Consider the following 23,688-nt stretch of genomic DNA (forward strand, 5'->3'; position numbering starts at 1 on the left):
ACTCTGACGCCACCCCACACTCGGAGACTTCATGGCCGGTCGCCTCTACATTCCCCAGCTCGACATGGCTCGTCTGCTGCCCGGGCTGTGCCAGGAGACTCCCCTGCTGACCGCCAACAACATGGCGCCGAGGCACCCGGTATCACATATACGTTGGGAAGCGGGCAGGCCTTGCCTGCAGCAAGTATTCTGGGGGCTCACCCCTGCCTGGCTCACCGTGCTCGATCACGCTCCCCACTGCGCCAGGGCCGAGTCACTGGACGAACGCCCCATGTTCCGCGAGGCCTTCGCCTCGCGCCGCTGCCTGGTACCGGCAGGTGGAGTCTACCTGTGGAAACTGCAGCCACGCTTCAAGCAGCCGTTCCTGGTGACGCGGGTCGACCGTGGCCCGATGCTGCTGGCCGGGATCTGGTGTCGCTACCATACCAACCTGACCGAACATAGGGATTCAATGGCGCTGGTGACGGTCCCGACCAACGACTTCCTGGCCCCCCTGGGCGACCGCCTGCCGGCGCTGATCGACGCTCACGACACTGCGACCTGGCTCGACCCGAACACCCCGCCGGAGGCCGCCCGGACCCTGCTGCGATCCGCTCCATTGGAACTGTTGGGCGCCTTTCCGGTATCAAGAAGGGTAAACAACCCTGCGAATCAGGATGCCGCCTGCGCACACCCCACGGGGCCCATGCTGCGCTGGAACGAAGAGGAGACATGATGCCAACGTCCCACCCAAACCTGCTGGGCCGCCGCCGGCACTCGCTGCCCGGGCTGGCGAGCCTGATGCTGGCAGGACTGCTGGTACCCGGCCTGGCCCAGGCACAGCAAACCGACGAGGCGTACACCGGCGATGCTGCCATCGATGAAGTCGTGCAGCCTCATGTCAGCCCGCATGATGCTCGCGACTATCGAGTGCTGACCCTCGAGAACGGCCTGACCGCGCTGCTGGTCAGCGATGTCGAGGCCGACCGTGCCGCAGCCTCGATGAACGTGGGCGTGGGCAGTGCCCAGGATCCGGACGACCTGGCCGGTTTGGCGCACTTCCTCGAGCACATGCTGTTCCTGGGCACCGAGCCTTTCCCCGAGGCCGATGCCTACCAGGGCTACCTGCGCCGCCATGGCGGCAGTCACAACGCCTTCACGGCACCGCAGGACACCAACTACTTCTTCGAGATCGAGCCGACGGCATTACCCGGCGCACTGGACCGCTTCAGCCAGTTTTTCCTGACCCCGCTGTTCAATCCCGACCAGCTGGAGAGCGAGCGCAACATCGTGCACTCCGAATACATGGCGCGGATACGCGACGACGGCCGGCGCGAGAATGATGTACTCAACCAGATTCTCAACCCCGACAACCCCACCACCGGTTTCTCGGTAGGCAGCCGCGAGACGCTGGCAGACCGCCCGGAGGGCGAGCCTTCGCTGCGTGACCGTGTCATCGACTTCTACGAACGCTACTACGATGCCAACGTCATGCACTTGACGCTGGTCGCCCCACAGCCGCTGGATGAACTGGAAGCCATGGTGGCCGAGCGTTTCGCCGATATCGCCGACCGCGGCCTGGAGCGCCCGGTGATCGAGGAGCCGCTGATCGACGAAGCGAACCTGCCACGGCATGTGGAGCTGCAGTCGGTGCGCGACAGCCGCCATGTACGCTTCATGTTCCCGGTACCGGACTCGCTCCAGTACTACCGCCACAAGCCCGCCGACTACCTCGCTCACCTGCTGGGGCACGAAGGCGACGGCAGCCTTCTCGCGGTATTGCGCGAAGCCGGGCTGGCCGACGGGCTTTCTGCCGGTGTCGGGCGCGGCGACGAGCGCCACGCGCTGTTCACCGTCAGCATCAGCCTGACTCCTGCCGGGGCCGAGCACATCGACGAGATCGAGGCCACACTGTTCGCCGCCATCGAGCAGGTCCGCGAAGATGGGCTGGAAGCATGGCGCTACGACGAGCAGGCCCAGCTCGCCGAGCAGCAATTCCGTTTCCAGCAGCATGGCTCGCCGCTGCAGAGCGCCATGCGCCTGGCCATGAACCTGGCCCGCTTCCCGATGGAGGACGTGCAGTACGCCCCCTACCGCATGGATGGCTTCGAACCCGAGCTTGTCGCCACCTATCTCGACGCCCTGCGTCCTGAACTGCTGCTCCGCGTCTACAGCGGTCCTGAAGTGGAGGGCGATCAGACATCACCCTGGTTCAACTCCCCCTGGCGCGAAGTCGAGCCCGAGCCGAGCACGTCTCAACCCTTGGCGGGGCTGGCCCTGCCCGAGCGCAACCCCTTCATCGCCGAGGACCTGGCGCTGCTCGACGAGCAGGATGAACGCCCCACCCAGCTGCTGGACGAGCCAGGCTTCAACCTGTGGCACATGGCGGACGCCAGCTTCAGCACGCCCAAGGTGGAGTGGCGCTTCAGCCTGCAGAACCCTCTGGCGAGCAGCGACCCTCAGCATGCCGCCCTGGCCAACCTGCTGGCAGGCTGGCTGGACGACAGCCTCAACGAGGAGTTCTACGCGGCACGACTGGCCGGGCATAATATCGATGCCTACCCGCATGCCCGCGGCATCACACTGGCCTTCTCGGGCTGGCGCGACCGGCAGGACCGGGTCATGCAACGCACCCTGGAGCAACTCCAGGAGGGTGAGATCAGCGAAGCAAGCTTCGAGCGGGTCCGCTATCGACTCCAGCGCGAATGGCGCAATGCGCCCCAGGCGGCGCTGTTCCGCCAGGGCCATCGCACCCTGGCGGAGGCCCTGATGCGCCCGAGCTGGCCGTCGCAGAGCCTGCTCGAGGCCAGCCGCGAGCTGACGGTGGAAGACCTGCGGGAGTTCCGCCAGACCTTCCTTGGCGAGCTGCGCCTGCAGGCACTCGCCATCGGCAATATCGATGCCGAATCGGCCCAGCGCGAGGGCCGCCGCGTCGCCGAAGTGCTTGCCCCGACGCTGCCACAGAACGCAATTCCCGACCTGACGCCCCTGCGCATCGACGATGTACTGCCCACCTTGCACCCGCATACGACGCGCGAGGAGTCCCTGGTGCTGCGTTACCTGCAGGGCAGCGATCGCTCACTGGACGCCCAGGCACGCCTGTCTCTGCTGGGCCAGGTGATCGATACTCCCTTCTATCAGCGCCTGCGAACCGAGGAGCAGCTGGGCTATGTGGTCAATGCGGGCTATTCACCGCTGCTGGACGCACCGGGACTCAGCCTGCTGGTGCAGTCGCCGGATACCACCAGCGAGGAGATCCAGGACCACATCGATGCTTTCCTCGAGCAGTTCGGCGAATACCTGGCGGAGGTCGACGATGCCGATCTGGCCCCCTATCGCCAGGCCGTGCACGACAGCCTGCTACAGCGAGATACCAGCCTTTCGGGGATGACCAACCGGCTGTGGCGAGCGCTGTCGTTCGGCGACACCGAGTTCGACCGCCGCGAGCGACTGGCCCAGCGCGTGCTGGCGGTGACGGCAGACGACCTGCGCGAGACCTGGCCGACCCTGCTTGAGTCGGCCATCGCCACCATCGCCTACGACCCGGGTGACGAACCCAGCGACGTGGCGGCCCTGACGCAACACCTCGAGCCGCTCCCGGAAGCCGACGATTAATTCGACAGCGGCACCCAAATGACGATGCCCGGCCATTGGCCGGGCATCGTCATTTCTTGGTCGGAAGTCAGGCAAATGCCTGGGCCGGCATCATCGCCTCAACGTGCATGACCAGCTCCTCGAGTATCAGGCGGTCACGGTCGCTCAGGGATACCTGGTTGAGACGTTCGATTTCTCGCGCGAAATCTTTCAGCGTGAAACCAGCCACCGCGGCATCGTTCATGCGTTCCCAGCGATAGGCCTCCCAGCGCGCCTGCTCCTCGCTGCTGAGGGTGTCGGGGTAGTTGCGTGCCCGGAAGCGGAACAGCATTTCCTCCAGCCGAGGATCCTGGAAAGCAAATCGTGCGTCGACGAGATCCCAGGGAGTGGCATCGCGTACCCGCTGCATCTCCCGGCGGTCCGCCGGCGAGAAGAAGCCACCGCTATAGAGCATCAGGTCCGGATCATGAGGCCCCTCGGGGGGCGACTGAGAAAATACTTCGGCGACCTTGCGCCCCACCTCGGGGCTTGCCATCAAGCGTTTCCAGTGGGCGCGGCAGGCTGCCAGGTCTAGCCCCAACCGCTCGACGATCTCGCCATACTCGCCCTGCCGCGGCCCCTCGACGTCCTTGAGCGCCGCCGTAGGCAGGATCACCGGACTGCGATTGACATGGATGACCTTGAGCGGAATCCGTGCCTCGCCCTCGGCGAGGTCGTCGCTGCTGACGAATACGCGCTGGCGAACCTGCTCGGCGTCCATCTCGATCAGCGCCTGGGGGTCCACGGAGAGGTCGTAGACGATCACCCCATTGGGATTGGAGGGGTGCTCCGCCAGCGGAATGACCAACGCACTGCAGCCCCGGCTGGCCGGATAGCGTCGCGATACGTGCAGTACCGGCTTGCGCCCCGGTATGTCCAGACGCTTGGCCACCTCGCGCTTGTTACGCAGTTGCAGCAGATGGTCGAAGAGGCGGGCATTGCGCTGCCTGAGCAGCCTGGCAAGCGCGATGGTGGCACGCACGTCGGCCACGGCATCGTGCGCCCCCTCATGGGCGATACCGTTGGCAGCGGTCAGCTCTTCGAGCCGGAAGCTTGGCGAGCCATCTTCACGCTGCGGCCACTCGATGCCCGCCGGACGCAGGGCGTGGAAGGCACGCACCGCATCGATGAGATCCCAGCGCGAGTTGCCGTTCTGCCACTCTCGCGAATAGGGATCGAGCAGGTTGCGGTAGAACAGGCAGCGGCTGACTTCATCGTCGAATCGCAGCGAGTTGTAGCCCAGCGCGCAGGTGCCCGGTTCGCTCATCAGCGCGTGGATGCGCCCGGCGAAGTCGGTTTCGGGAACGCCGCGTCGGCGCGCCTGCTGCGGCGTGATCCCGGTGATCAGGCACGCCTGGGGGTGCGGCAGGTAATCGTCCGCCGGCTTGCAGAAGAGCTCGACCGGCTCGCCGAGCTCGTTGAATTCCGCGTCGGTGCGTATCGCGGCGAACTGCGAGGGCCGGTCACGACGCGGGTCGGCGCCGAAGGTCTCGTAGTCATGCCACAGGAAGGTCATCGGGGCGGCATCTGGCTTTGCCATGGGCGCGGTGTCTCCTGACTGCGACCTGAGCGGCACAGCCTAGCATAGCCCTGCGCTTGGCTCAGCCTCGCGGCAGGGTTACATTGAGCTCCAGCACCGAGCAGTTGTCTTCGCTGTCCAGGCTGATGTTGATGGCGTCGTCATCCACCTGCACGTAACGCCTGATCACCTCCAGCAGCTCCTTCTCGAGCATCGGCATGTAGTCGGGCTGGCCTCGCTGGCTGCGCTGATGCGCCACGATGATCTGCAACCGCTCCTTCGCGACCGAGGCGGTCTTCTTGCGTTCACGCTTCAGGAATTCCAGTAACTTCACCGGCGACCTCCTCCAAACATTCGGCTCAGCAGGCTCTTCTTCTGAAGTTCGTGGAAGCGCAGAGGCACCTCCTCTCCGAGAAGGCGCGAAACCGTATCCATGTACGCCTGACCTGCGTCAGTGTTGTCATCATGCGTGACGGGAACCCCCTGGTTGGAGGCCCGCAGCACCGCTTCGGATTCGGGAATGAGGCCGATCAGGTCGATGGCGAGAATCTCGCGAATGTCCTCGAGGTTGAGCATATCGCCATGATCGACGCGCGCCGCATTGTAGCGAGTGATCAGCAGGTGCTCCTTGACCGGGTCCTCGCCACGCTCGGCGCGGCGCGTCTTGGAGGCGAGCAGACCCAGAATGCGGTCCGAGTCGCGCACCGAGGAGACTTCGGGGTTGGTGACCACGATCGCCTCGTCGGCGAAGTACATGGCAAGTTGCGCACCACGCTCGATGCCGGCGGGAGAGTCGCACAGGATATAGTCGAAGTCCTTGCCCAGGGTCTCGAGCACCTTCTCGACGCCTTCTGCCGTCAGGGCATCCTTGTCGCGGGTCTGGGAGGCCGGCAGGATATGCAGATTATCGACCCGCTTGTCACGAATGAGCGCCTGGTTGAGACCGGCCTCGCCCTGGATCACGTTGACCAGGTCATACACCACGCGGCGCTCGCAGCCCATGATCAGGTCGAGATTGCGCAAGCCCACATCGAAGTCGATGACGACTGTCTTGTTGCCCCGCAACGCCAGCCCGGTGGCGATGGCCGCTGCGCTGGTCGTCTTGCCGACCCCACCCTTGCCTGAGGTCACTACGATAATCTTGGCCAAGTTACACATTCCTTTGAAAGACGGTGAATGACAAAAGGCAGGTGGCCACCGCTAGTCCAGGGAGGTAATCCCCAGTTGGTCATCGCGCAGGCTGACCTGAACCGAGCCCCCCAGCAAGTGCGGGTCGATATCCTCGAGACGCTTGTAGTTACCCGCCACCGAAAGCAGCTCGGCACGCAGCTCACGGCAGAAGATACCGGCGGCGTTATCGCCGTGTATGCCGGCCAGCGCTCGACCGCGCAGGGGGCCGTAGACATGAATGCTACCGGCAGCCAGGACTTCGGCTCCGGCATTGACGGCGCCAATCACCACCAGGTCGCCTTCGGGGGCGCTCACCTGCTGCCCCGAGCGCACCGTGCCGCGGTAAATGCGCCCGCCAGTGGTGACAGCAGCCGCTACCTCGGGCTCACCCACGCCCGACTCGGGAGCCACCATGGGGGGCACCTCCTCGAGCGAACGCGCTCGTGTACCGTCCGAGGGAGGAAACCAGCCCAGGCCCAGCGCCCATGCCGACTGCTTGACCGGATCGGCACCGCCACGCACCGCCACCGGAAGCAGCTTGTGGGTGCGGCACACGGCACAAATGCGCTCCAGGGCGAGGTGGGGCTCGTCGAGTTTCTCGACGCTGAGGACCACGGGAGTGTGCTGAAAGAAAGCCGGGGCTTGGCTGAGCTTGCCCGAGAGCTGTTCCCGGATCTGCTCCGGATCCGCGCTCGCCAACTCCATGACCGTCATGGGCAGCATGCCCCCCTTGAAGGTGAATGCCATGCTTGCCCTGTCCATTTTGAGGCTCATTGCCGGACTCCACTCGAGTGTTGTCGGGTCGTGAGGACTAAGCTAAGCGACTCGCATCCCCCCTGCAACTGGTGATACGGCCAGCCAAGACTTGACGCCCCGGGCCCTGAGTTACCTGCACGCGGCTGTTGCAACAGGCTTTTCCCCAGCCTCAGTGCGTGCTTAGATAACATACATTAGCCGAAAGACGCCGAATCGACAGTAATAATAAGGCTCGCGCAGTCCACGGGCTGCGCACCCCATTTTCAGGATGTCTCATGCACGCATTCCTTCGCCGCTTTCTCGCTCCGCGCTGGCAGCACCCCGATGCCGAGGTTCGATGCCAGGCTGTCAGCCGGCTCGACCCGGCACGCCCAGAGCAACGCCAGGCCCTGGAAACACTTTGCCTCGACTCGGCCTCCTCGGTACGCCAGGCGGCACTGGAACGAATCGTTTCCCCCGATACGCTCATCAGGCTGCTGGAGCAAGCACCGGACTCTCCCGAGATCCAGCATCGCCTGGCCACCCTGCTAGCCGGCACTGAGGGCGGCATCGATCTGGCCCAGCGCCTGCACGTCGTAGAGCGACTGGACGACAGAAAGCTGCTGGCCCGCATCGCCTTGGAGGGAGACAACCAGCAGCTGCGCCTGGCCGCCGTGGCGCGCCTGAAGGAGGAAGACGACCTGATAGCGCAGGCCTGTGACAATGGCATTGCCGCAGTGCGCCACGCCGCGGCGACGCGGGTGACCAGCGAGGCGGGCCTGCAGCGCCTTGCCCAGCAGGCCCGTCGCGACCGCCAGGTCGTGCGCCATGCCCGGGAGCGCCTCAATCGGTTGCGCCACGATGCCGCTACCCTGGCAGCAGCTCACCAGCAGCGCGAAACGCTGCTGTCAAAGCTTGAAGCCCACGCCAGGGCGCTGTGGGAACCGCTGTATGGCGGCCGCTATCGCCACCTGGCACGTGAATGGGAAGCCTTGGGCGACTTGCCCGATGCCGAGCAAGAGCGGCGCTTTCAGGAGGCCAGCCTGGGTTGTCGCAAGGTCATCTCCGACCACGAGGCGCAGGAGCATGCCATCGCCGAGTCGGACCGGCGACGAGAGCAGGCCGCCGAGGCGCGCGAGTCACTGCTCGAGGCCCTCGAGGATAGCCTGGCCAGCCTGCCTCGCGGCGACCGCCTGACCGGGCAGGATATTGCCAGCCTGCGTTCACAGAAGGTGCTGTTGGCCAACCGCTGGCAGGCCCTCTCCGACCTGCATGTCACCGATGAAGCGTTGCGCGAGCGCTATGACGCGGTGCTGGCGGACTACGACAGCATCCTGCATACCTGGGAGCGTTACGAGCGTCACGCCGGCGAGATCGAGCAGGCACTTAAGGCCGAGGATACCGAGCGACTGGCGGCAGCCGTCAAAGCCTGCCAATGGCCTCGCGAGCTCCCATCCACGCCCCTGCTGAGCCGCGCCCAATCCCTGCTGGCCGGGCAGCAGCAGCCAGTGGAAGGGGACCCGGAGGCTCGCATAGAGCGCTTCGGCCAGGACCTGGAACAGTTGGAAAAGCTGCTTGATCGTGGCGCCTTCAAGGGGGCCAGCCGCCTGCACCAAAGCCTGCGCCATCGGGCCGACACACTGCCCTCGGTGAGTCTTCGCCCCCACCAGGCCAGGCTCAAGCGGCTTGGCGCACGGCTAGCCGAGCTGCGCGACTGGCGCGGCTTCGTGGCCGGCCCCAAGCGCGAGCAGCTGTGCAAGGCCATCGCCCAGCTCGCTGATACTCGCGAGATTACCGAGGCCGAGCTCGACCGTCGCCATCGCCAACTGGTACGTGACTGGAAGGGTCTGGGCGATGCTGCCGCGAGCCGCGAGCTCTCCGATCACTTCCGCAGCAACTCCGACCGCATTCACGAGCGCCTGGCTCCATGGCGTGAACGCCAAGCCGCAGAGCGTGCACGCAACCTTGAGGCGCGCACCGCCCTGTGCGACCAGCTCGAGGCCTTGCTCGACTCTCCTGCCACCAACGCCGACCCGGACGCCCTGAGGCGCATCCGCGACCAGGCGCGGGAAGAGTGGCGGCGTCACTCCCCCGTACCCCGCGAGCAGGCCCAGATCATTGCACGCCGCTTTGGCCGTATTCGCTTCGCTCTGCAGGGGCTGATCGACCAGCGGGCCAAGGAGGTGGCCGATGCCAAGCAAGGCCTGATCGATGAAGCACGCAAGCTGCTGGAGGAGCAGTCTCTCTCCCCCGCGATGCGTGCAGAGAAGGCCAAGACGCTGCAACAGCGCTGGAGGGAGCTGGGCCGCGCCCCCCGAGGCGAAGAACAGACGCTGTGGCGTGAGTTCCGAGCGCTCTGCGACCAGATTTTCGCCCTTCGCGAAGCCCAGCGCGACGATCGCGCCCAACAGGCACGCGAGCGCCTCGACGCGATGCAGGCCCTTATCGACCGCCTCGATGCCTGGCAGCCGGCCCGCAGCGGGGATAGTCCAGTGCTGGAAAGTGCCATCGAACAGGCTTCGGCCCTGGAGCCCCTCCCGCCAGGCCGCCGGGCGGAAGGCATGCGCCGCCGCTGGAGCGGCATCGTGCGGACTCGCCGTGAGCGCCTCTCCCGCCTGGCGATGCTGGAGGAAGTCCAGCGCTGGCAGGCCTGCCGGCCGCTGCTCGATGCCCATCTGGCCGCAGACGCAGCTTGTCTTGAACAAGGCCGCTGCGAGGATGTCCCCCTGGACAGCGCCCTGGACCTGTCTCCAGCAATACGCAAGGCCCATGAGCAACGCAATCACGCTCGACGACACCCGGCGCCTCGGGAGACGGTGAGTGAACGGCTGGCACGCCTTCGCGTTCACCTGTCACTGCTGGCAATGGGACGCATCAGCCAGCACGACGAACCACTGCGCCTTGCCATTCAGGTCGAACGCCTCAATGAGGGCCTCGGTCGTGAACTCAGCCGTGCCGAAGAGATTCGCATCGTGCTGTGCAACCTGCTGGCGACCGGCCCCGTCTCCTCCGAGCAGTGGGAGCGTGAAGCGAGCGAGCTCGATGCGCTGCTGACACGCCTGACTCGCCTGCCGCCGCCCTGAACGAAAAAAAGGAGGCTCGAAAGGCCTCCCGTACAAGACTCAGATCAGCAGGTAGCGATCAGCCCATGAACTGGCCGCCATTGATGTCGATATTGGCACCGGTGATGAAGCCGGACTCCTTGTCGGCCAAGAACACCACCAGACGAGCGATTTCTTCCGGTGTGCCATAACGCTTGACCGGAATGGTTTCGCGAATGGCCTCCCTCACGTTCTCTGGGATCTTCATGATCATGTCGGTGGCGATATAGCCAGGCGACACGGTATTGACGGTAATGCCCTTGGTGGCGGTCTCCTGGGCCAGTGCCATGGTCAGGCCATGCATGCCGGCCTTGGCCGCCGAATAGTTGACCTGGCCGAACTGGCCCTTGCGGCCGTTGATCGAGGAGATGTTGATGATGCGACCATGCTTCTGCTCGAGCATGCCCTCGATGACGCTGCGACAGGTGTTGAATACGGTGTTGAGGTTGGTGTCGATGACTTCGTGCCACTGCTCGGGCGTCATCTTTTTCATCGTACCGTCTCGGGTAATCCCGGCACAGTTGACCAACACGCTGACCGGACCGTGGGCCGACTCGATCTCCTTGATGCCGGCTTCACACGCCTGGTAGTCGGTGAGATCGACCCCCGACAGCGAAATGTTGTCGAATCCATCGGCCTTCTGGGTCTCGAGCCAGGTCTTGGCCTTCTCCGGGTTGTGGTATCCCGCCACCACATGATAGCCCGCTGATGCAAGCGCGCGACAAATCGCCGAACCGATTCCGCCGGTTCCACCGGTGACCCACGCGACGGGTGCTGTTTGAGCCATATTCCACCTCCCTGATCATGACGCTTGTATTCGCATTGCTTGACCTAACGCAACAGGCCAGCCGTAACAGGATGCTGACAGAAGGCAGCGCCTTCAAGCTCCCCTTTATGATTATGGACATAAGTGCAAAGCCTGCACGAACAACGTTGCCCCTCTTGACACAGCGCAGGAAAAATGTAGAATACGCCCCACGTTGATGCGGGGTGGAGCAGTCTGGTAGCTCGTCGGGCTCATAACCCGAAGGTCGTCGGTTCAAATCCGGCCCCCGCTACCAAGTTCGAAAAAGCCGAGGCCACAAGCCTCGGTTTTTTTATTGCCCGCATGGGCGCCAAACCGACGACCGTCGGTTCGCTCCTGGTTTAAAGGTCAGGTTTCAAGGTCAGCGGCCCCGCTACCAAGTTCGAAAAAGCCGAGGCCACAAGCCTCGGTTTTTTATTGCCCGCATGGGCGCTAAACCGACGACCGTCGGTTCGCTCCTGGTTTAAAGGTCAGGGTTTCAAGGTCAGCGGCCCCCGCTACCAAGTTCGAAAAAGCCGAGGCCACAAGCCTCAAAGCAGATCACGCGCTGCCAACGCTATGCTGCGGTCGTCGCCGCTGGTGCCGCGACAGAAGCTCTCGCTGTAGAAGCGGCGCACCAGGTCGCGCTGGCGCAGCCGCCCCTGACGCAGGTCATCGAGCCAGTGGCTGAGCTGGCCTGCGACCCGCCGGCCATCGTGGGCCACCAGCTTCTCGGCGGCGCCATCGCTCATCAGGGCAATGCCTGTCAATGCCGTCATCGGCTCGCTGCCGTACTGTACCTGCTCGAACGTCAGCCGTTCGTCGACGAACTGCGTCTGGTTGGCGAATTCGCCCTTGCCACGCTCGCCCAGGGTGGCGAGTTCAGGCATCAGCGCTGGCTCGTCACCCTCCGGGGGCTCGACGGGCACCGCCTGCTCCAGCACGATTTCGCCATCCCCCACCTTGAGCCATAGCAGTCTTTCACGTCCCCCCAGCGCCAGCAGTAGTGTACAGCGCAGGTCGCGCACCGGGCGGTGCACTTCGGCGGCGCGATCCTGCAGGGTACCCTTGGCGTGGCGCACCAGCAGCTCGGCGAATTGGCCCATGGCCTCGGGCGCCGGCTCGACAGCGCCATCGAGCAGCCAGGAGAGCTGGGGTTCCAGGCTATCGGCCAGGCGCAACATGGCGGCAACCAGCGTGCGTGCCCCCATGTCCGAGGCCGGCGAGCTGCCGGCGCCGTCGGCCAAGGCCAGCACCGGGCGCGAAGCGACCGTAGCCCCTGCCGCATCCTGGCAGGGTAGCGGCGGCAGGCTCTCGAGATGCGCCAGCCCGGCGGTGGCAACCGCCAGGGCCGACCAGGTCGGCATCGTTTCGCCTTCGATCCGGGTCGGTTCAGCGGGCATGCATCACCTTCGAGCGCTGCGGCCGCCCCGGCGTGGCCAGGCGCACGGCATGCTGGCCAGCCGCCAAGGCATCGCGATATTCGCTGAGCGCGGCGTGCCATTGCGACAGGGTGGCGCGTTGAACCGGTGCCTCGGCCCCCACCGTGAAGGTGGTGACGAACATGTCGCGGATGGTGTCGGGCAGCTCCTGCCACAGCTCGTACCATACGCCTTGAGGCACTTCGCGCTGACCGCGCCCATAGGCGAAGTTGCCGCGCCGTAGGTTGCGCACCGGGTCGTCGCCTCCCACGATGTCGTAGGGATGGCGCCCCAGCATCAGGCACTTGAAGAGCACGATGGCCAGCGAGAAGACCTCGCTGCGCGGTGAGCGAACGGTATGGCGGAAGGAGACGCCCTGATGCTCCTTGGGGGTCATGTCCGGGCTGCCTACCGGGCAAGGGTAGAAGGTGCCGTCGACCCTAAGCTGATAGCTGTCGCAGTCGATCAAGGTCACCTGGTCGGAAGAGGGAACACAGAAGACGTTGTTCAGGTTGTAGTCGCCGATACAGACCCCGGCTTCGTGCAGCTGCTGGACGATCTCGACGAAGCGTAGCAGGTAACCGACGATGCGGCGGCGATCGAGGCCGGGAAAGTAGCGCTGGTAGAGCAGGGCATGAGCCAGGAAGCTCATCTTCACGCCGCGCGCCCGATACATGGCAAAACCGATCCAGCGATGCTGCTCGTCGAAGACCCGGATCAGCGGCCAGCAGACATCGCGAGTCATGTGGGCATCGCGTAGGCCGAGCATGGCTTCGACCTTGCGATGCAGTTCCTCGCCACGCTTGTCGAGCACCTCGGGATAGTACCATTTGACGATCACGTCGGGGCGCTCACGCAGGGCGTAGATCTCTCCCTCCCCCCCGCGTTCGAGGCGCTTGCCGAGCCGGCGCTCCTTGCCCTGCGAGTCCCTGACGACCAGTGCGCGTGTGATCACCCCACCTCCTCGATTGGCGCCGCTTCTCCCATTATCGAACCAGAACCGGCCTTGTGGTAGTCAAGGAGCATGCTGTCGGGAGGGACAGGCAGGCGGGCGTCACGTCTCGCATCGGGCTCGACCACGCTTAGATACTGTCCCAGCTGTCGGTAGGCGGCAGCTTGACCTGATCGGTGGTGAACGATGACGCCGAGACTCGACTCATGCTGGCCGACAGCCAGAGGAAGAACTCGCGGAACTTCAGGCCATCGAGGCGCTTGGCCGGCCGGGTGGAGAAGGCGCCGAGTGCCTCGAGGTCCGCCTCCTCGACGCCGACCGGCATCACCACCAGCTTGCGCTGCTGGGCCAGGGTACGCGCCCGCGCCGAGGCTGCCTGCCATTGGTCGGTCGGCACACCGTCACTGATCACCACCAGCCAGGGCTGATAGTAGGCGACGCCCGCCTTGCGGTAGGCCTCGGTCCGCTCCTCCAGGCGGTCGAGCGCCAGCTCCATGGCCTCCCCCAGCGGTGTCAGGCCGGAGGCGGTGAACTGGCGGCACTGGGATATGTTCATCGCCGTGGTGAAAGGCAACTGCTCGGTGACCTTGCCGCCGGCGGTGATCACGCCGAGCTCGACGGAGCAGGCGGCCATGTCGTCCTCCTGAATGGCCGAAATGAAGGCCTGGACACCGGCGTTGAGCTCACGAATCGGCGGGCCGAACATCGACGCGGAGGTATCCAGCACCAGCATGCAGGCGCAGCGAGGTGAAGGGTTGTCGATCAGGTCACGATCGCTGTTGAGTCGGTACGTTGCCATCCCACGGGTCCTCATGTCTGGGTGCCCGGCCTTTGACATGGCCGAACGATCATGAGCCTATCACAGCCCCGGAACGGATGCCGCGCTCAGCGCCGCCGGAACGCCAACGGCTGGCGAGGCACAATGCCCAGCCACTTGAATCCCGCCGCCTTTACCCGCATCTTTCGAAACATACCCACCCTTTCAAGGCCACAGCCATGTCCATCGTCGACCCTCGCAGCGGCGCGCCACTGACGCCGCCCCAGGATACTCCTTCTCCCTCGCAGGAAGCGGCACCCGGCGACGAACAGCTGATCATCGATGTCGATCGCAACAACATCCAGCAGTTGCTGGAGTTCTCCATGCAGGTGCCGGTACTGCTCGACTGCTGGGCCCCCTGGTGCCAGCCCTGCAAGGCCCTGATGCCGATCCTCGAGAAGCTGACTCGGGAGTATCGCGGCACCTTCATTCTGGCCAAGCTCAATATCGAGGAGAACCAGGAGATCGCCGCCCAGCTTGGCGTGCGCTCGGTACCTGACGTGAAGCTGATCAGCCAGGGTGGCCTGGTGGATCATTTCCAGGGGGCCCTGCCCGAGAAGGAGATCCGCGAGTGGCTGGCCCGGTATTTTCCGGCCCCGGAAGACGCCCCGGCCAGCCCCGAGGAACAGGCTGCCGAAGCCCTGGCCCAGGGCGATGCCACCACGGCTCGAGAGATCTACGAGCAGCTGGTCCAGCAATCCCCCGAAAACTATCCCTTCCAGGTGGAACTGGCCCGCGCGCTAGTCGCGGAAGGGCGCAGCGAGGAAGCGATCGCCCTGCTCGACAACCTCCCCCCCGAAGAGCGCGATGCCGCCTCGGCGCGCGGCGTACGCGCCAGCATCGAGTTCCGCGAGGAGGCGCCGTCGGATGATGGGCTCGCGGCCTTGGCCGGGCGCGACGACAGCGAAGCCAATTACCAGCGCGCCCTGCGCCAGGTCGCGGATGGCGATTACGCAGCGGGCCTCGAGGGGCTGCTCGAGGTGATGCGCAAGGACCGCAGCTACGGCGACGACGCCGCGCGCAAGACCCTGCTACGGGTCTTCGATGCCCTGGGGGCCGACCACCCCCTGACCGTCACCTATCGCCGCAGGCTGTTCACGCTGCTCTACTAGTAAGTCGTGATCGAGGGCGGCCCCACTGGGCCGCCGCTTGGTTCCCTTTCAGCGCCTCAGCACCCCATCGAGGCGCGTCAATGCCTCCTCGAGTTGACGGGCCGTCGTGCCGAAATTCAACCGGGCGAACCCCGGCCAGCCAAAGTCCGCTCCGTCGGAGAGTGCCACCCCCGCCTCCTTCAACAGCACCTGCTGCAGCGATCCTCCCCGGTGCGCGAGCCCTTCGGCCCGGCGCAGGTCGAGCCAGGCCAGGTAGGTCGACTCCGGCGCACCCATCGCAACCCCCGGCCATTGGGCCACTCGCTCGATGAGTGTCTGGCGATGCCCACGCAACACTTCGAGGAGCGCATGGCGCCAAGGGTTGCATTGCCCGTAGGCAACCTCCGCGGCCACCAGTCCCAGCACATTGACGTCCGGCAGCAGGCCGCGCGCCGCCGCGGCAAAGCGCTGGCGCAAGGAAGCATCCGGAATCACCGCACAGGCGGCGGTGAGGCCGGCGAGATTGAAGGTCTTGGAAGGCGCCCACAGCGTGATGGTGCGTGACGCCAGCGAGGGAAAGGCTGCCGCCAGCGGCCGGTGTCGCGCCCCTTCGTCGATCAGCAGGTCGCAGTGCAGCTCATCGGAGACCACCAGCAGGTCGTGCCTTTCCACCAGCGCCGCCAGCCCGGCCAGTTCTTCGCGGCGCCACACCCGCCCGGTGGGGTTGTGTGGGTGACACCAGAGCAGCAGCCGCGTCTCGGGCGTGATCGCTGCCTCCAGCGCTGCCAGGTCGAGCCGCCACGGCTCGCCGGGCCCTTCCGGCTCAGCCAGCGAGGCCTGCTGCGCCAGGCGCCCGGTGCGCTCGGCCACCTTGAGAAAAGGCGGATAGATGGGCGTGACGGTCAGCACCCCCTCTCCCGGCTCGGTCAACGCCAAGCTGGCCAGATGCAGGGCCGGCACCACACCGGGCAGCCATAGCTGCCATCCCGGTTCGATCTCCCAACCGTACTCCTCCACACTCCAGCGACACAGGGTTTGCTTGAGGCTGTCGGGTACGAGGCCATAGCCGAACACACCGTGATCGACCCGCGTGCGCAGCGCCTCCACCACCTCCGGAGGGGAGAGAAAATCCATGTCGGCCACCCAAAGCGGCAGGATACTGGCATCATAGCGGTGCCACTTCTGCGACGGCCAATCGCCTCCCGCAGGGTGGCGACGCTCAACGGGCGTGACGAAATCGAACTCCATGTTCTCTCCTCGGGGAAGCAGCGATATGAGCGAAACCATGCCGCAAAGCGGCTTCTATGCCAAGGTGCGCCAGGGCATGCCGGCACTGATCGACCAGTGGCGACAGCTGGGCCAGGGCGACCCTGACCGCCTCGCCCTGATACTCGCCGAGACGGCGCAAGTGGCACACTTGGGCGAGCCCGAGGTCACGCCCGATGGCGAAGCCTTGGCCGCATGGAGCCAATCCGAGCAGGGCGACGATATCCCGCTTTGGGCGGCACGCACGGCGACCTTCCTGCTGATACAGATGCCGGCGCGGCCGGAACCGAAGAGCGACGAGGAAGCCTGTGCCTGGGCCTACTGCTGGCTACGCAATCGCGATTTCGAAAACGTCGACGCAGCACGGGCCGCCCTGCCCATGCACCTGCAGGAAAAGCTGACCCATGCGGTGGGAGCCGCCTGGGCCGATCGCCAAGGCCTGCGCCTCGTATAGCCTGACGATAAGGAAACTCCATGGACGTCCCCATGAGCTGGCAACTGGCCAAGCTCGCGGTATCGATCGGCATCGTGCTCGGGCTTGCGATGGTCGCCGAACGCGTCAGCACCCGTGTGGCGGGACTTCTCGCCGGCTACCCCTTGGGCACGGCGATCGCGCTGTTCTTCATCGGCCTGGAGATCTCACCGGGATTCGCTGCCGAGAGCGCGGTGTTCAGCCTGGCAGGGTTCACGGCCACCATGGCGCTCGGTGGCGGCTACCTGATATGCGGGCGTCGCGACGGCCTGCACGGTGTGCTCAGCGGTACGGCAGGCGGCCTTGCCGCCTGGTGGCTGACGAGCCTCGCCCTGACCCGCTTCGACTTCGACCGAACGAGCGGCACGCTGATGACCCTGGCGGCCATCTTCGTCTTTACCTGGCTCTATCGACACCTGCCGGAAACGCGGACCACGGTTCGCCCGGGCGGCTCGCGTTGGCAGCCGCTGGCCCTGCGGGCCGGACTCGCCACCGTTATCGTTTTCCTCGTCACCGGCCTGGCTCACGTGCTACCGGCTTCCTGGGCCGGCATGCTGGCTGCCTTCCCGATCTCGATGTATCCATTGCTGGTAATACTCCACCTGACCCACGGTGCCGCACCGGCCGCCACGGTAATCAAGCACTATCCGGCCGGGCTGGGCGCGCTGCTCTGCTATACGCTCTGCGTGTCGCTCACCTACGCCGCGCTGGGTCTGCTTTGGGGCACCCTGGCGGGCTTTGGCGTGGCCACCCTGTGGCTGCTGGGATGGATGCGGCTGCAGGCCTGGTACGCTGCGAGACGGGCCGACGCCACTTGACCTAGCGTTTGCTCGGGGCAATGCTGTCAACCTGCCAGCATCCGCCAGACAAAAAGGAAACTCCCATGTTCGTGCGTACCATCGAACCCGCCTTCTACGACACCGACGCCCTCGGACACGTCAACAATACCCGCCTGCCGGCCTGGTTCGAACTGGCGCGCAACGACCTGTTCCGACTGTTCACGCCGGACCTCGACCCGCGCAAGTGGCGACTGATCATGGCCCGCATGGAGATCGATTATCGTGCCGAGCTGCACTATGGCAGCGACATCGAGCTTCGCACCTATCTATCACGGCTGGGCAACAGCTCCTTTACCGTCACCCAGGAGGCCTGGCAGAAAGACGAGCTGACCAATGTAGGCCACACCGTGCTGGTACATTTCGATCACTCCACCAAGCGCGCCGTGCCCATCGAAGGAGCGCTGCGCGAGGCGCTGGAGGCTCATCTGCAGCCAGCCGAGGAGACCAGCGACGCATGACCCCCGCGGTGAAGGCGCTCGAGCGTGACGGCGCTGCATTCGAGCTGCTCAGCTACGCGCACGATCCCCGCGCCCCGGCCTACGGCGAAGAGGCTGCCAACGCCCTGGGGCTCGACCCGCAAAGCGTGTTCAAGACCCTGATCGCGCGCCTCGACGATGGGCGCCTGGCGGTGGGCATCGTGCCGGTGACCGGCCAGCTCGATCTCAAGGCGCTGGCCAAGGCGGCCGGTGCCCGGCGAGCGGGCATGGCCGAGGCGGCCGAGGCCGAGCGCGCCACCGGCTACGTGCTGGGTGGCATCAGCCCGCTGGGTCAGAAGAAGCGCCTGCCAACCTTTCTCGATGCGAGCGTCGCGGACCTCGAGCGCGTGCACGTCAGCGGCGGGCGCCGTGGCCTGGAGATCGCCCTGGCACCTGCCGACCTGCTCCGCTTGTGCCAGGCGCGCCTGGCCCCACTGGCCCGGATGTGATTCCATCGTGAGCCGAAGTCAGTCTCCTGGGGTCAAAATTGCATGACCCGTCAGACGGGCCACTCATCGCCAGCAGGAGTCTGTCATGGCCATTCGCTACAACCTCTGGCTCGACCCTGACAATGTCGCCCAGCATCGTGCCGTGGAAGCCGACCTGGAGCGCTACTTCATGGAGCGTTTCGCCGACTACCCGCACATCCGCTTGTTCGGCGCCGACCCCTACGATTATGATGCGCCGTTCAATCGCCTCTACGACGTGCTGATGGCGCGGGCCAACGAGTACTGCGAACGCCAATGGCGCGGCTACGTGCCCTCGCCCGAGCAGCTCAACCGGACCTTCTTTCGCGCCGTGGGCCGCTCCAACAAGTTCATCCAGGACCGCAACGATGGTGATCCAGACAGACCAGATGCCTGACGACCGCCAGCTCGCGATCATCTCCGAGCAGCTGGGGCGCGCTCCACGAGGCATCGAAGCCGTCGCCGCCGTGGACGGCGAAGGCACCCCGCTGGTACTGCGCATGGCTCCCGTCGTCGACGGCAAGCCCTTCCCCACCCTGTACTGGCTGAGCTGCGCCCGTCTCAAGGTCGCAATCTCGCGCATCGAAGCCGGCGGCGCCATCAAGCAACTCGAGGCAAGGCTCCAGCACGAGCCCGGTTTTCTCGCCGTCTATCACGCCAGTCATCGCGACTACGTGGACCGGCGCTGGCGCTACATGAGCGATGCCCAGCGCGCCGAAGTCGAGCGGCTCGGCTATGCGGACGTCATGCGCGAACGCGGCATCGGCGGCATCGCCAACTGGGATCAGGTCCGCTGCCTGCACACCCAGTACGCCCACCACCTTTGCGGCAACAACGTCGTCGGTCAGTGGCTCGACGCCGAGTTCGGCGTGGCCGACTGCCTGCCCTGACCCCTGTCTCGACGCCTCCGACGCCTCTCCCTGACGCCTGGCAGCTGCTACGATAAGCGCTTGCCAAGGAGAAGCGCATGTCGAATTTCTGTGTCTACCTGGGCTCCCGCGACGGTCGGGATCCCGCCTTTCTGCGAGCCACCCGCGCCTTGGGCCATGAGCTGGCCGCTCGCGGCCACGGCCTGGTCTATGGTGGTGCCCGCATCGGCCTGATGGGTGCACTGGCCGACGCCGTGCTGGAAAAGGGCGGCAGCGTGATTGGTGTCATGCCCGATCATCTGGTCGAGCGCGAGCAGGCCCATGAAGGGCTGCCGACGCTGATACGCGTCAACAACATGCACGAGCGCAAGGCCAGCATGGCCGCCCATGCCGACGCCTTCATCGCCTTGCCTGGAGGAATCGGTACGCTGGAAGAGCTGTTCGAGGCCTGGACATGGCAATACCTGGGGCTTCACGACAAGCCCATCGGCGTGCTCGATACCGCCGGGTTCTACGCCCCACTGCTGACCTTCCTCGACAGTACCGTGGAGCAAGGCTTTCTCAACGCAGCGACCCGCGACTGCCTGCTCGATGCCGAGGAGCCCGCCGCCCTGCTGGACAGGCTGGAGGCACGGCTGACCAGGGCCGCAATTTAGGAGGATGCCCATGCACGCCATCGCCATCGAACACGGTTGCTTGCGCTGGACAGAGCATCCCCGCCCACCAGGCCCCGCTGCCGGTGAAGTGCGCCTTCAGGTGGCCTGGGCCGGGGTCAATCGCGCCGACCTGATGCAGCGCGCTGGCCACTATCCCCCTCCCCCCGGCGTCTGCGAGATCCTCGGCCTCGAAGTCAGCGGCACCGTGACCGAGGTCGGCCCCGGCGTCGACAGTCTGAACCCCGGGGACAAGGTGTGTGCCCTGCTGGCAGGGGGCGGCTATGCCGAGGAGGTCGTGGTCGACGCCCGCCAGGTTCTGCCGGTGCCTGAGGGCATTGGCCTGCGCGAAGCGGCCGCGCTGCCGGAGGTGTTTGCCACGGCCTGGCTCAATCTGTTCATGGAAGGCCAACTGGCCCCCGGCGAGCGGGTGCTGCTGCACGCCGGCGCCAGCGGTGTCGGTACCGCCGCGACCCAGCTCTGCCGGACTTTCGGCCATCCGTGCTTCGTCACGGTGGGCAGCGAGGCCAAGCTTGCTACCTGTCTGGAACTGGGCGCTGAAGACGGCTTCAACCGCCACGAAGGCAGCTTCGTGGCGGCCGTGAAGGCCTGGGGCGGTGCCGACCTGATCCTCGACCCGGTAGGCGGCGCCTATCTCGCCGACAACCAGCGCGTACTCAATGCCGACGGCCGCCTGGTACTGATCGGCCTGATGGGTGGACGGCTCGCCGAGCTCGACCTGGGCCGCATGCTGATGAAGCGTCAGCGGCTGATCGGCTCGACCCTGCGAGCCAAGCCGGCCGCCGCCAAGGGCGCCATCCTCGACGCCCTGCTGGCACATGTCTGGCCACGCCTGGCCAGCGGCGAAATTCGGCCGCTCATAGACCGTACCTGGCCGATCGGCGAGGCCGAAGCCGCCCACGCCTACATGAGCAAAGACGCCAACATAGGCAAGGTGCTGCTGTCGGTGAGCGGCGAAGGTTGACGCCAGGTAGGTTGCGGGCCCGCACCTGGCGACATGGGGCGAAGGGAAAGCCTAGTCGCAGCCGGCCAGTTCACGGGTCCGTTGATAGGTCAGCTGCAGCAGGCGGGCATCCTCACCGGCGCGGTGCCGGTGGATGCCCAACTCCTTGACCAGGGCCTCACGAGTCCGGTGCCACAGGGAGAGCTGGCTCTCGCTGAGCAGGATGCGCAGCGCCTCGAGGCGGAAAGCCGGTAGCATGCCGGCATGATGGAATAGCAGCGAGAGCCAGGTATTGTCGTAGCCCCAACTGTCGCTGTAGGCCACGCCGATGTCAGCCAGCTCATCATTCAGCCAACGCGCCACCTGATCGACAGGCAGCCCCTCGCGCTGCAGCCGGGCGCGGGAAATACCGTGCAGCAGCTCCGCCTTGGGATCCCAGTGCTGCCACTCTGCCAAAGGCTGGACGAGGAACGCGCAGCAGCTGCCGTCGGCCCGTGCCAGGCCAACCTCGATGGGGTAGCTACCGCGCCCGAATCCGGACGCCTCGATATCCAGCAGTGTCGGCAGCGTCACGAATGGGGGTGTCCTCGAAAGCGGGGCTGCGTGGCGTGAAGGGTCAGTGTCGGGCCTGGGAGGAGTCCATGTCCAGCGCCTCCCTCTCCCACCCGGCGTGGCGGTCGGCCAGCGCCTGCCAGCGCTCGGCCTGCAGTGCATCCACCGGCAGCCCCAGCTCGCCCAGGCGATAGGCCTTGGCCAGCCGCTGCGCGGCAAGAGGGTGCCCCGCCTCGCCTGCACGAGCATACCAGGTCACCGCCCGCTGCTCATGCCGGGGATACTGAGCACAGCCGCACTCCAGGATCTTGCCTGCTTGATATTGCGCCTTGAGGTTGCCGGCCTGTGCCGCCTCGAGAACATAGCGCGCACCGCGCGCCTTGTCCTGGGGGCTGGTGCCGCGCTGGAAGAGCATATGTCCATAAAGCGAGAGTGCCGCGGGATGGCCGGCATCGGCGCAGCGCTGGAACAGATGCATGGTCAAGCGCTGGGTCCGCGGTGAATGCGGCAACCAGCGGTTATGGAACAGCTGTTCCGCAAGACGGTACTCGAGCCGGGTGAACAGCGATGACGCCTGCGTCATGAGCCTACAACCTTACGTTCATCTGGAGCCTCATGACGTCGCGCGCTGTCCCGAGGCGGCGTCATGGCTTGTCTAGGTTTGCCACGGGACTCCGCCGGGGCTACCGAGGGTGGCCAGCATACGCCCGCCCTCGCCACGACTCAACCCCTACAATTTGCCGCCTTGTAAGGCCTCGGCTAGCATGGCTTTGAACGAGCGATAACGACGTGACGAAACTCTACCTCAACAGGAGCGATGATGCAGACGCGACCGCTTGGTGACACGGGCATCGAGGTCAGTCGCCTGTGCCTGGGCACCATGACCTTCGGTGAACAGAACAGCGAGCAGCAGGCCCACGAGCAGCTCGACCGCGCCGTGGCCTTTGGCATCAACTTCATCGATACCGCCGAGATGTACCCGGTGCCGCCTCGCGCCGAGACCCAGGGCTTGACCGAAGCCCATGTCGGCAACTGGCTCAAGCGACGCGACAGTCGCGACGACGTGATCATAGCCACCAAGGTCACCGGCCCGGGACTCGAGCATATCCGTGACGGCACCCGCCTGAGCCGGGAACAGATCCACCGGGCCATCGACGAAAGCCTCAGGCGGCTGCAGACGGACTATATCGATCTCTACCAGCTACACTGGCCCGAGCGCACCACCAACTACTTCGGCCGCCTGGGCTACGAGCATGACGACGAAGAGCAGCCCACCCCTCTGGAAGTATCCCTGGGCGCACTCAAGGAACTGGTGGATGCTGGCAAGGTGCGCGCCATCGGCCTTTCCAACGACACCCCTTGGGGCGTGATGAAGGCGTTGGAGTTGGCCGAACGCATGGACTTGCCCCGGGTTGCCTCCGTTCAGAACCCCTACAACCTGCTCAACAGGACCTTCGAGGTGGGACTTGCCGAGGTCGCTCACCGCGAAAACGTGGGGCTGCTGGCCTACTCCCCGCTGGCGTTTGGGGTATTGTCGGGCAAGTACCTTGACGGTAAGCGCCCGGAGAAAGCCCGCCTGACGCTGTTCGAGCGTTTCAAGCGCTACCTCTCACCGCTGGCCGAAGAAGCCACCCGCGCCTACGTCGACATCGCTCTCGAACATGACCTCGACCCGGCACAGATGGCACTGGCCTTCGTCAATTCGCGCAGCTTTCTGACCAGCAACATCATTGGCGCCACCACCATGGAGCAGCTCGAGGACAACCTGGAGAGCGAATCGCTCAAGCTCGAGCAGAGCGTGCTGGACGCGATCGACGAAGTGCACCGTCGCCTTCCCAACCCCAGCCCCTGACTCCTGTTGCTCTCGCGAGGCCGGGGCTATCGAGACGATAGCCCCGGCCTCGCGAGAGCCCTGATATAATCGGGCC

At 65.5% G+C, this 23,688-nt stretch carries 24 protein-coding genes and 1 tRNA gene; 14 read left to right on the forward strand and 11 right to left on the reverse strand.

The window, feature by feature from the left end; all coding sequences use genetic code 11:
- The first annotated feature begins 31 nt into the window (after positions 1 to 31).
- Entirely contained in the window at positions 32 to 715 is a 684-nt protein-coding gene (locus tag H1D44_RS04750; RefSeq protein ID WP_181513707.1) for an SOS response-associated peptidase, read from the forward strand.
- Complete coding sequence (locus H1D44_RS04755; RefSeq protein ID WP_181513708.1) at positions 712 to 3,594, forward strand: insulinase family protein; 2,883 nt, start codon at positions 712 to 714, stop codon at positions 3,592 to 3,594. Before H1D44_RS04750 ends, H1D44_RS04755 begins: the two co-directional genes overlap by 4 nt.
- Before the next feature lie 67 nt (positions 3,595 to 3,661).
- Here the strand turns inward: H1D44_RS04755 and sbcB are convergent, their stop codons facing one another.
- The 4 genes from sbcB to minC all read right to left on the reverse strand — a co-directional run bounded on the left by sbcB (position 3,662) and on the right by minC (position 7,075).
- Positions 3,662 to 5,152 carry an exodeoxyribonuclease I gene (gene sbcB, locus H1D44_RS04760; protein WP_181513709.1) on the reverse strand — a complete coding sequence of 497 codons (1,491 nt, stop codon included), beginning with the start codon at positions 5,150 to 5,152 and terminating at the stop codon, positions 3,662 to 3,664.
- Positions 5,153 to 5,213: 61 nt separating this feature from the next.
- Complete coding sequence (gene minE, locus H1D44_RS04765; protein WP_181513710.1) at positions 5,214 to 5,465, reverse strand: cell division topological specificity factor MinE; 252 nt, start codon at positions 5,463 to 5,465, stop codon at positions 5,214 to 5,216.
- Positions 5,462 to 6,280 carry a septum site-determining protein MinD gene (gene minD / locus H1D44_RS04770; RefSeq protein WP_181513711.1) on the reverse strand — a complete coding sequence of 273 codons (819 nt, stop codon included), beginning with the start codon at positions 6,278 to 6,280 and terminating at the stop codon, positions 5,462 to 5,464. The genes minE and minD overlap by 4 nt, the downstream gene beginning before the upstream one ends.
- Before the next feature lie 51 nt (positions 6,281 to 6,331).
- Entirely contained in the window at positions 6,332 to 7,075 is a 744-nt protein-coding gene (minC, locus tag H1D44_RS04775) for a septum site-determining protein MinC (protein WP_181513712.1), read from the reverse strand.
- Between the two features lie 257 nt (positions 7,076 to 7,332).
- Here minC and H1D44_RS04780 point away from each other — a divergent pair, with 257 nt between their 5' ends.
- Positions 7,333 to 10,119 carry a DUF349 domain-containing protein gene (locus H1D44_RS04780; protein ID WP_181513713.1) on the forward strand — a complete coding sequence of 929 codons (2,787 nt, stop codon included), beginning with the start codon at positions 7,333 to 7,335 and terminating at the stop codon, positions 10,117 to 10,119.
- Between the two features lie 58 nt (positions 10,120 to 10,177).
- Here the strand turns inward: H1D44_RS04780 and phbB are convergent, their stop codons facing one another.
- A complete protein-coding gene (phbB, locus tag H1D44_RS04785; RefSeq protein WP_181513714.1) occupies positions 10,178 to 10,924 on the reverse strand; it encodes an acetoacetyl-CoA reductase in 747 nt (248 codons plus the stop codon).
- Positions 10,925 to 11,121: 197 nt separating this feature from the next.
- On the opposite strand from phbB, the gene H1D44_RS04790 reads away from it, so the two are divergent.
- Positions 11,122 to 11,198: transfer RNA gene (locus H1D44_RS04790), tRNA-Met, on the forward strand.
- 274 nt (positions 11,199 to 11,472) lie between these two features.
- Here H1D44_RS04790 and H1D44_RS04795 read toward each other — a convergent pair.
- The 3 genes from H1D44_RS04795 to H1D44_RS04805 form a co-directional block, all read right to left on the reverse strand.
- On the reverse strand, positions 11,473 to 12,324 hold the full coding sequence (locus tag H1D44_RS04795; protein WP_181513715.1) for a protein phosphatase 2C domain-containing protein: 852 nt from the start codon (positions 12,322 to 12,324) through the stop codon (positions 11,473 to 11,475).
- Positions 12,314 to 13,297, reverse strand: coding sequence for a kinase (locus H1D44_RS04800; protein WP_238984381.1), 984 nt, complete (start codon positions 13,295 to 13,297; stop codon positions 12,314 to 12,316). The genes H1D44_RS04795 and H1D44_RS04800 overlap by 11 nt, the downstream gene beginning before the upstream one ends.
- A 127-nt stretch (positions 13,298 to 13,424) precedes the next feature.
- Positions 13,425 to 14,093, reverse strand: a complete 669-nt coding sequence (locus H1D44_RS04805; protein ID WP_181513716.1) for a vWA domain-containing protein — start codon at positions 14,091 to 14,093, stop codon at positions 13,425 to 13,427.
- 197 nt (positions 14,094 to 14,290) lie between these two features.
- On the opposite strand from H1D44_RS04805, the gene H1D44_RS04810 reads away from it, so the two are divergent.
- Positions 14,291 to 15,223 carry a tetratricopeptide repeat protein gene (locus H1D44_RS04810; protein WP_181513717.1) on the forward strand — a complete coding sequence of 311 codons (933 nt, stop codon included), beginning with the start codon at positions 14,291 to 14,293 and terminating at the stop codon, positions 15,221 to 15,223.
- 48 nt (positions 15,224 to 15,271) lie between these two features.
- Here H1D44_RS04810 and H1D44_RS04815 read toward each other — a convergent pair whose 3' ends face one another.
- Entirely contained in the window at positions 15,272 to 16,450 is a 1,179-nt protein-coding gene (locus tag H1D44_RS04815) for a MalY/PatB family protein (protein ID WP_181513718.1), read from the reverse strand.
- A 37-nt stretch (positions 16,451 to 16,487) separates the two neighbouring features.
- On the opposite strand from H1D44_RS04815, the gene H1D44_RS04820 reads away from it, so the two are divergent.
- From H1D44_RS04820 to H1D44_RS04855, 8 genes are all read left to right on the forward strand, one after another.
- Positions 16,488 to 16,922: a hypothetical protein gene (locus H1D44_RS04820; protein WP_181513765.1), complete on the forward strand. Its 435-nt coding sequence runs from the start codon at positions 16,488 to 16,490 to the stop codon at positions 16,920 to 16,922.
- A gap of 20 nt (positions 16,923 to 16,942) precedes the next feature.
- A complete protein-coding gene (locus H1D44_RS04825; RefSeq protein WP_181513719.1) occupies positions 16,943 to 17,758 on the forward strand; it encodes a hypothetical protein in 816 nt (271 codons plus the stop codon).
- A gap of 65 nt (positions 17,759 to 17,823) precedes the next feature.
- Positions 17,824 to 18,237: an acyl-CoA thioesterase gene (locus H1D44_RS04830; protein ID WP_181513720.1), complete on the forward strand. Its 414-nt coding sequence runs from the start codon at positions 17,824 to 17,826 to the stop codon at positions 18,235 to 18,237.
- Positions 18,234 to 18,704 carry a Cys-tRNA(Pro) deacylase gene (gene ybaK / locus H1D44_RS04835; RefSeq protein ID WP_181513721.1) on the forward strand — a complete coding sequence of 157 codons (471 nt, stop codon included), beginning with the start codon at positions 18,234 to 18,236 and terminating at the stop codon, positions 18,702 to 18,704. The genes H1D44_RS04830 and ybaK overlap by 4 nt, the downstream gene beginning before the upstream one ends.
- Positions 18,705 to 18,789: 85 nt before the next feature.
- Entirely contained in the window at positions 18,790 to 19,119 is a 330-nt protein-coding gene (locus tag H1D44_RS04840; protein ID WP_181513722.1) for a hypothetical protein, read from the forward strand.
- The gene (locus H1D44_RS04845) at positions 19,091 to 19,612 is read left to right on the forward strand and encodes a DUF501 domain-containing protein (RefSeq protein WP_181513723.1); all 522 of its coding nucleotides are present in this window, start codon (positions 19,091 to 19,093) and stop codon (positions 19,610 to 19,612) included. Before H1D44_RS04840 ends, H1D44_RS04845 begins: the two co-directional genes overlap by 29 nt.
- A 77-nt stretch (positions 19,613 to 19,689) precedes the next feature.
- Positions 19,690 to 20,247, forward strand: a complete 558-nt coding sequence (locus H1D44_RS04850; RefSeq protein ID WP_181513724.1) for an LOG family protein — start codon at positions 19,690 to 19,692, stop codon at positions 20,245 to 20,247.
- 10 nt (positions 20,248 to 20,257) lie between these two features.
- Positions 20,258 to 21,229 (forward strand): NAD(P)H-quinone oxidoreductase, encoded by a 972-nt coding sequence (locus H1D44_RS04855; RefSeq protein ID WP_181513725.1) that lies wholly within the window; start codon positions 20,258 to 20,260, stop codon positions 21,227 to 21,229.
- A 51-nt stretch (positions 21,230 to 21,280) separates the two neighbouring features.
- On the opposite strand, the gene H1D44_RS04860 is transcribed toward H1D44_RS04855, so the two are convergent.
- Entirely contained in the window at positions 21,281 to 21,781 is a 501-nt protein-coding gene (locus H1D44_RS04860) for a hypothetical protein (RefSeq protein WP_181513726.1), read from the reverse strand.
- Between the two features lie 43 nt (positions 21,782 to 21,824).
- Positions 21,825 to 22,343 carry a tetratricopeptide repeat protein gene (locus tag H1D44_RS04865; RefSeq protein WP_181513727.1) on the reverse strand — a complete coding sequence of 173 codons (519 nt, stop codon included), beginning with the start codon at positions 22,341 to 22,343 and terminating at the stop codon, positions 21,825 to 21,827.
- Between the two features lie 237 nt (positions 22,344 to 22,580).
- Here H1D44_RS04865 and H1D44_RS04870 point away from each other — a divergent pair, with 237 nt between their 5' ends.
- On the forward strand, positions 22,581 to 23,612 hold the full coding sequence (locus H1D44_RS04870) for an NADP(H)-dependent aldo-keto reductase (protein ID WP_181513728.1): 1,032 nt from the start codon (positions 22,581 to 22,583) through the stop codon (positions 23,610 to 23,612).
- Positions 23,613 to 23,688 lie beyond the last annotated feature (76 nt).

This window comes from Billgrantia kenyensis (assembly GCF_013697085.1).
Classification (GTDB): domain Bacteria; phylum Pseudomonadota; class Gammaproteobacteria; order Pseudomonadales; family Halomonadaceae; genus Halomonas; species Halomonas kenyensis.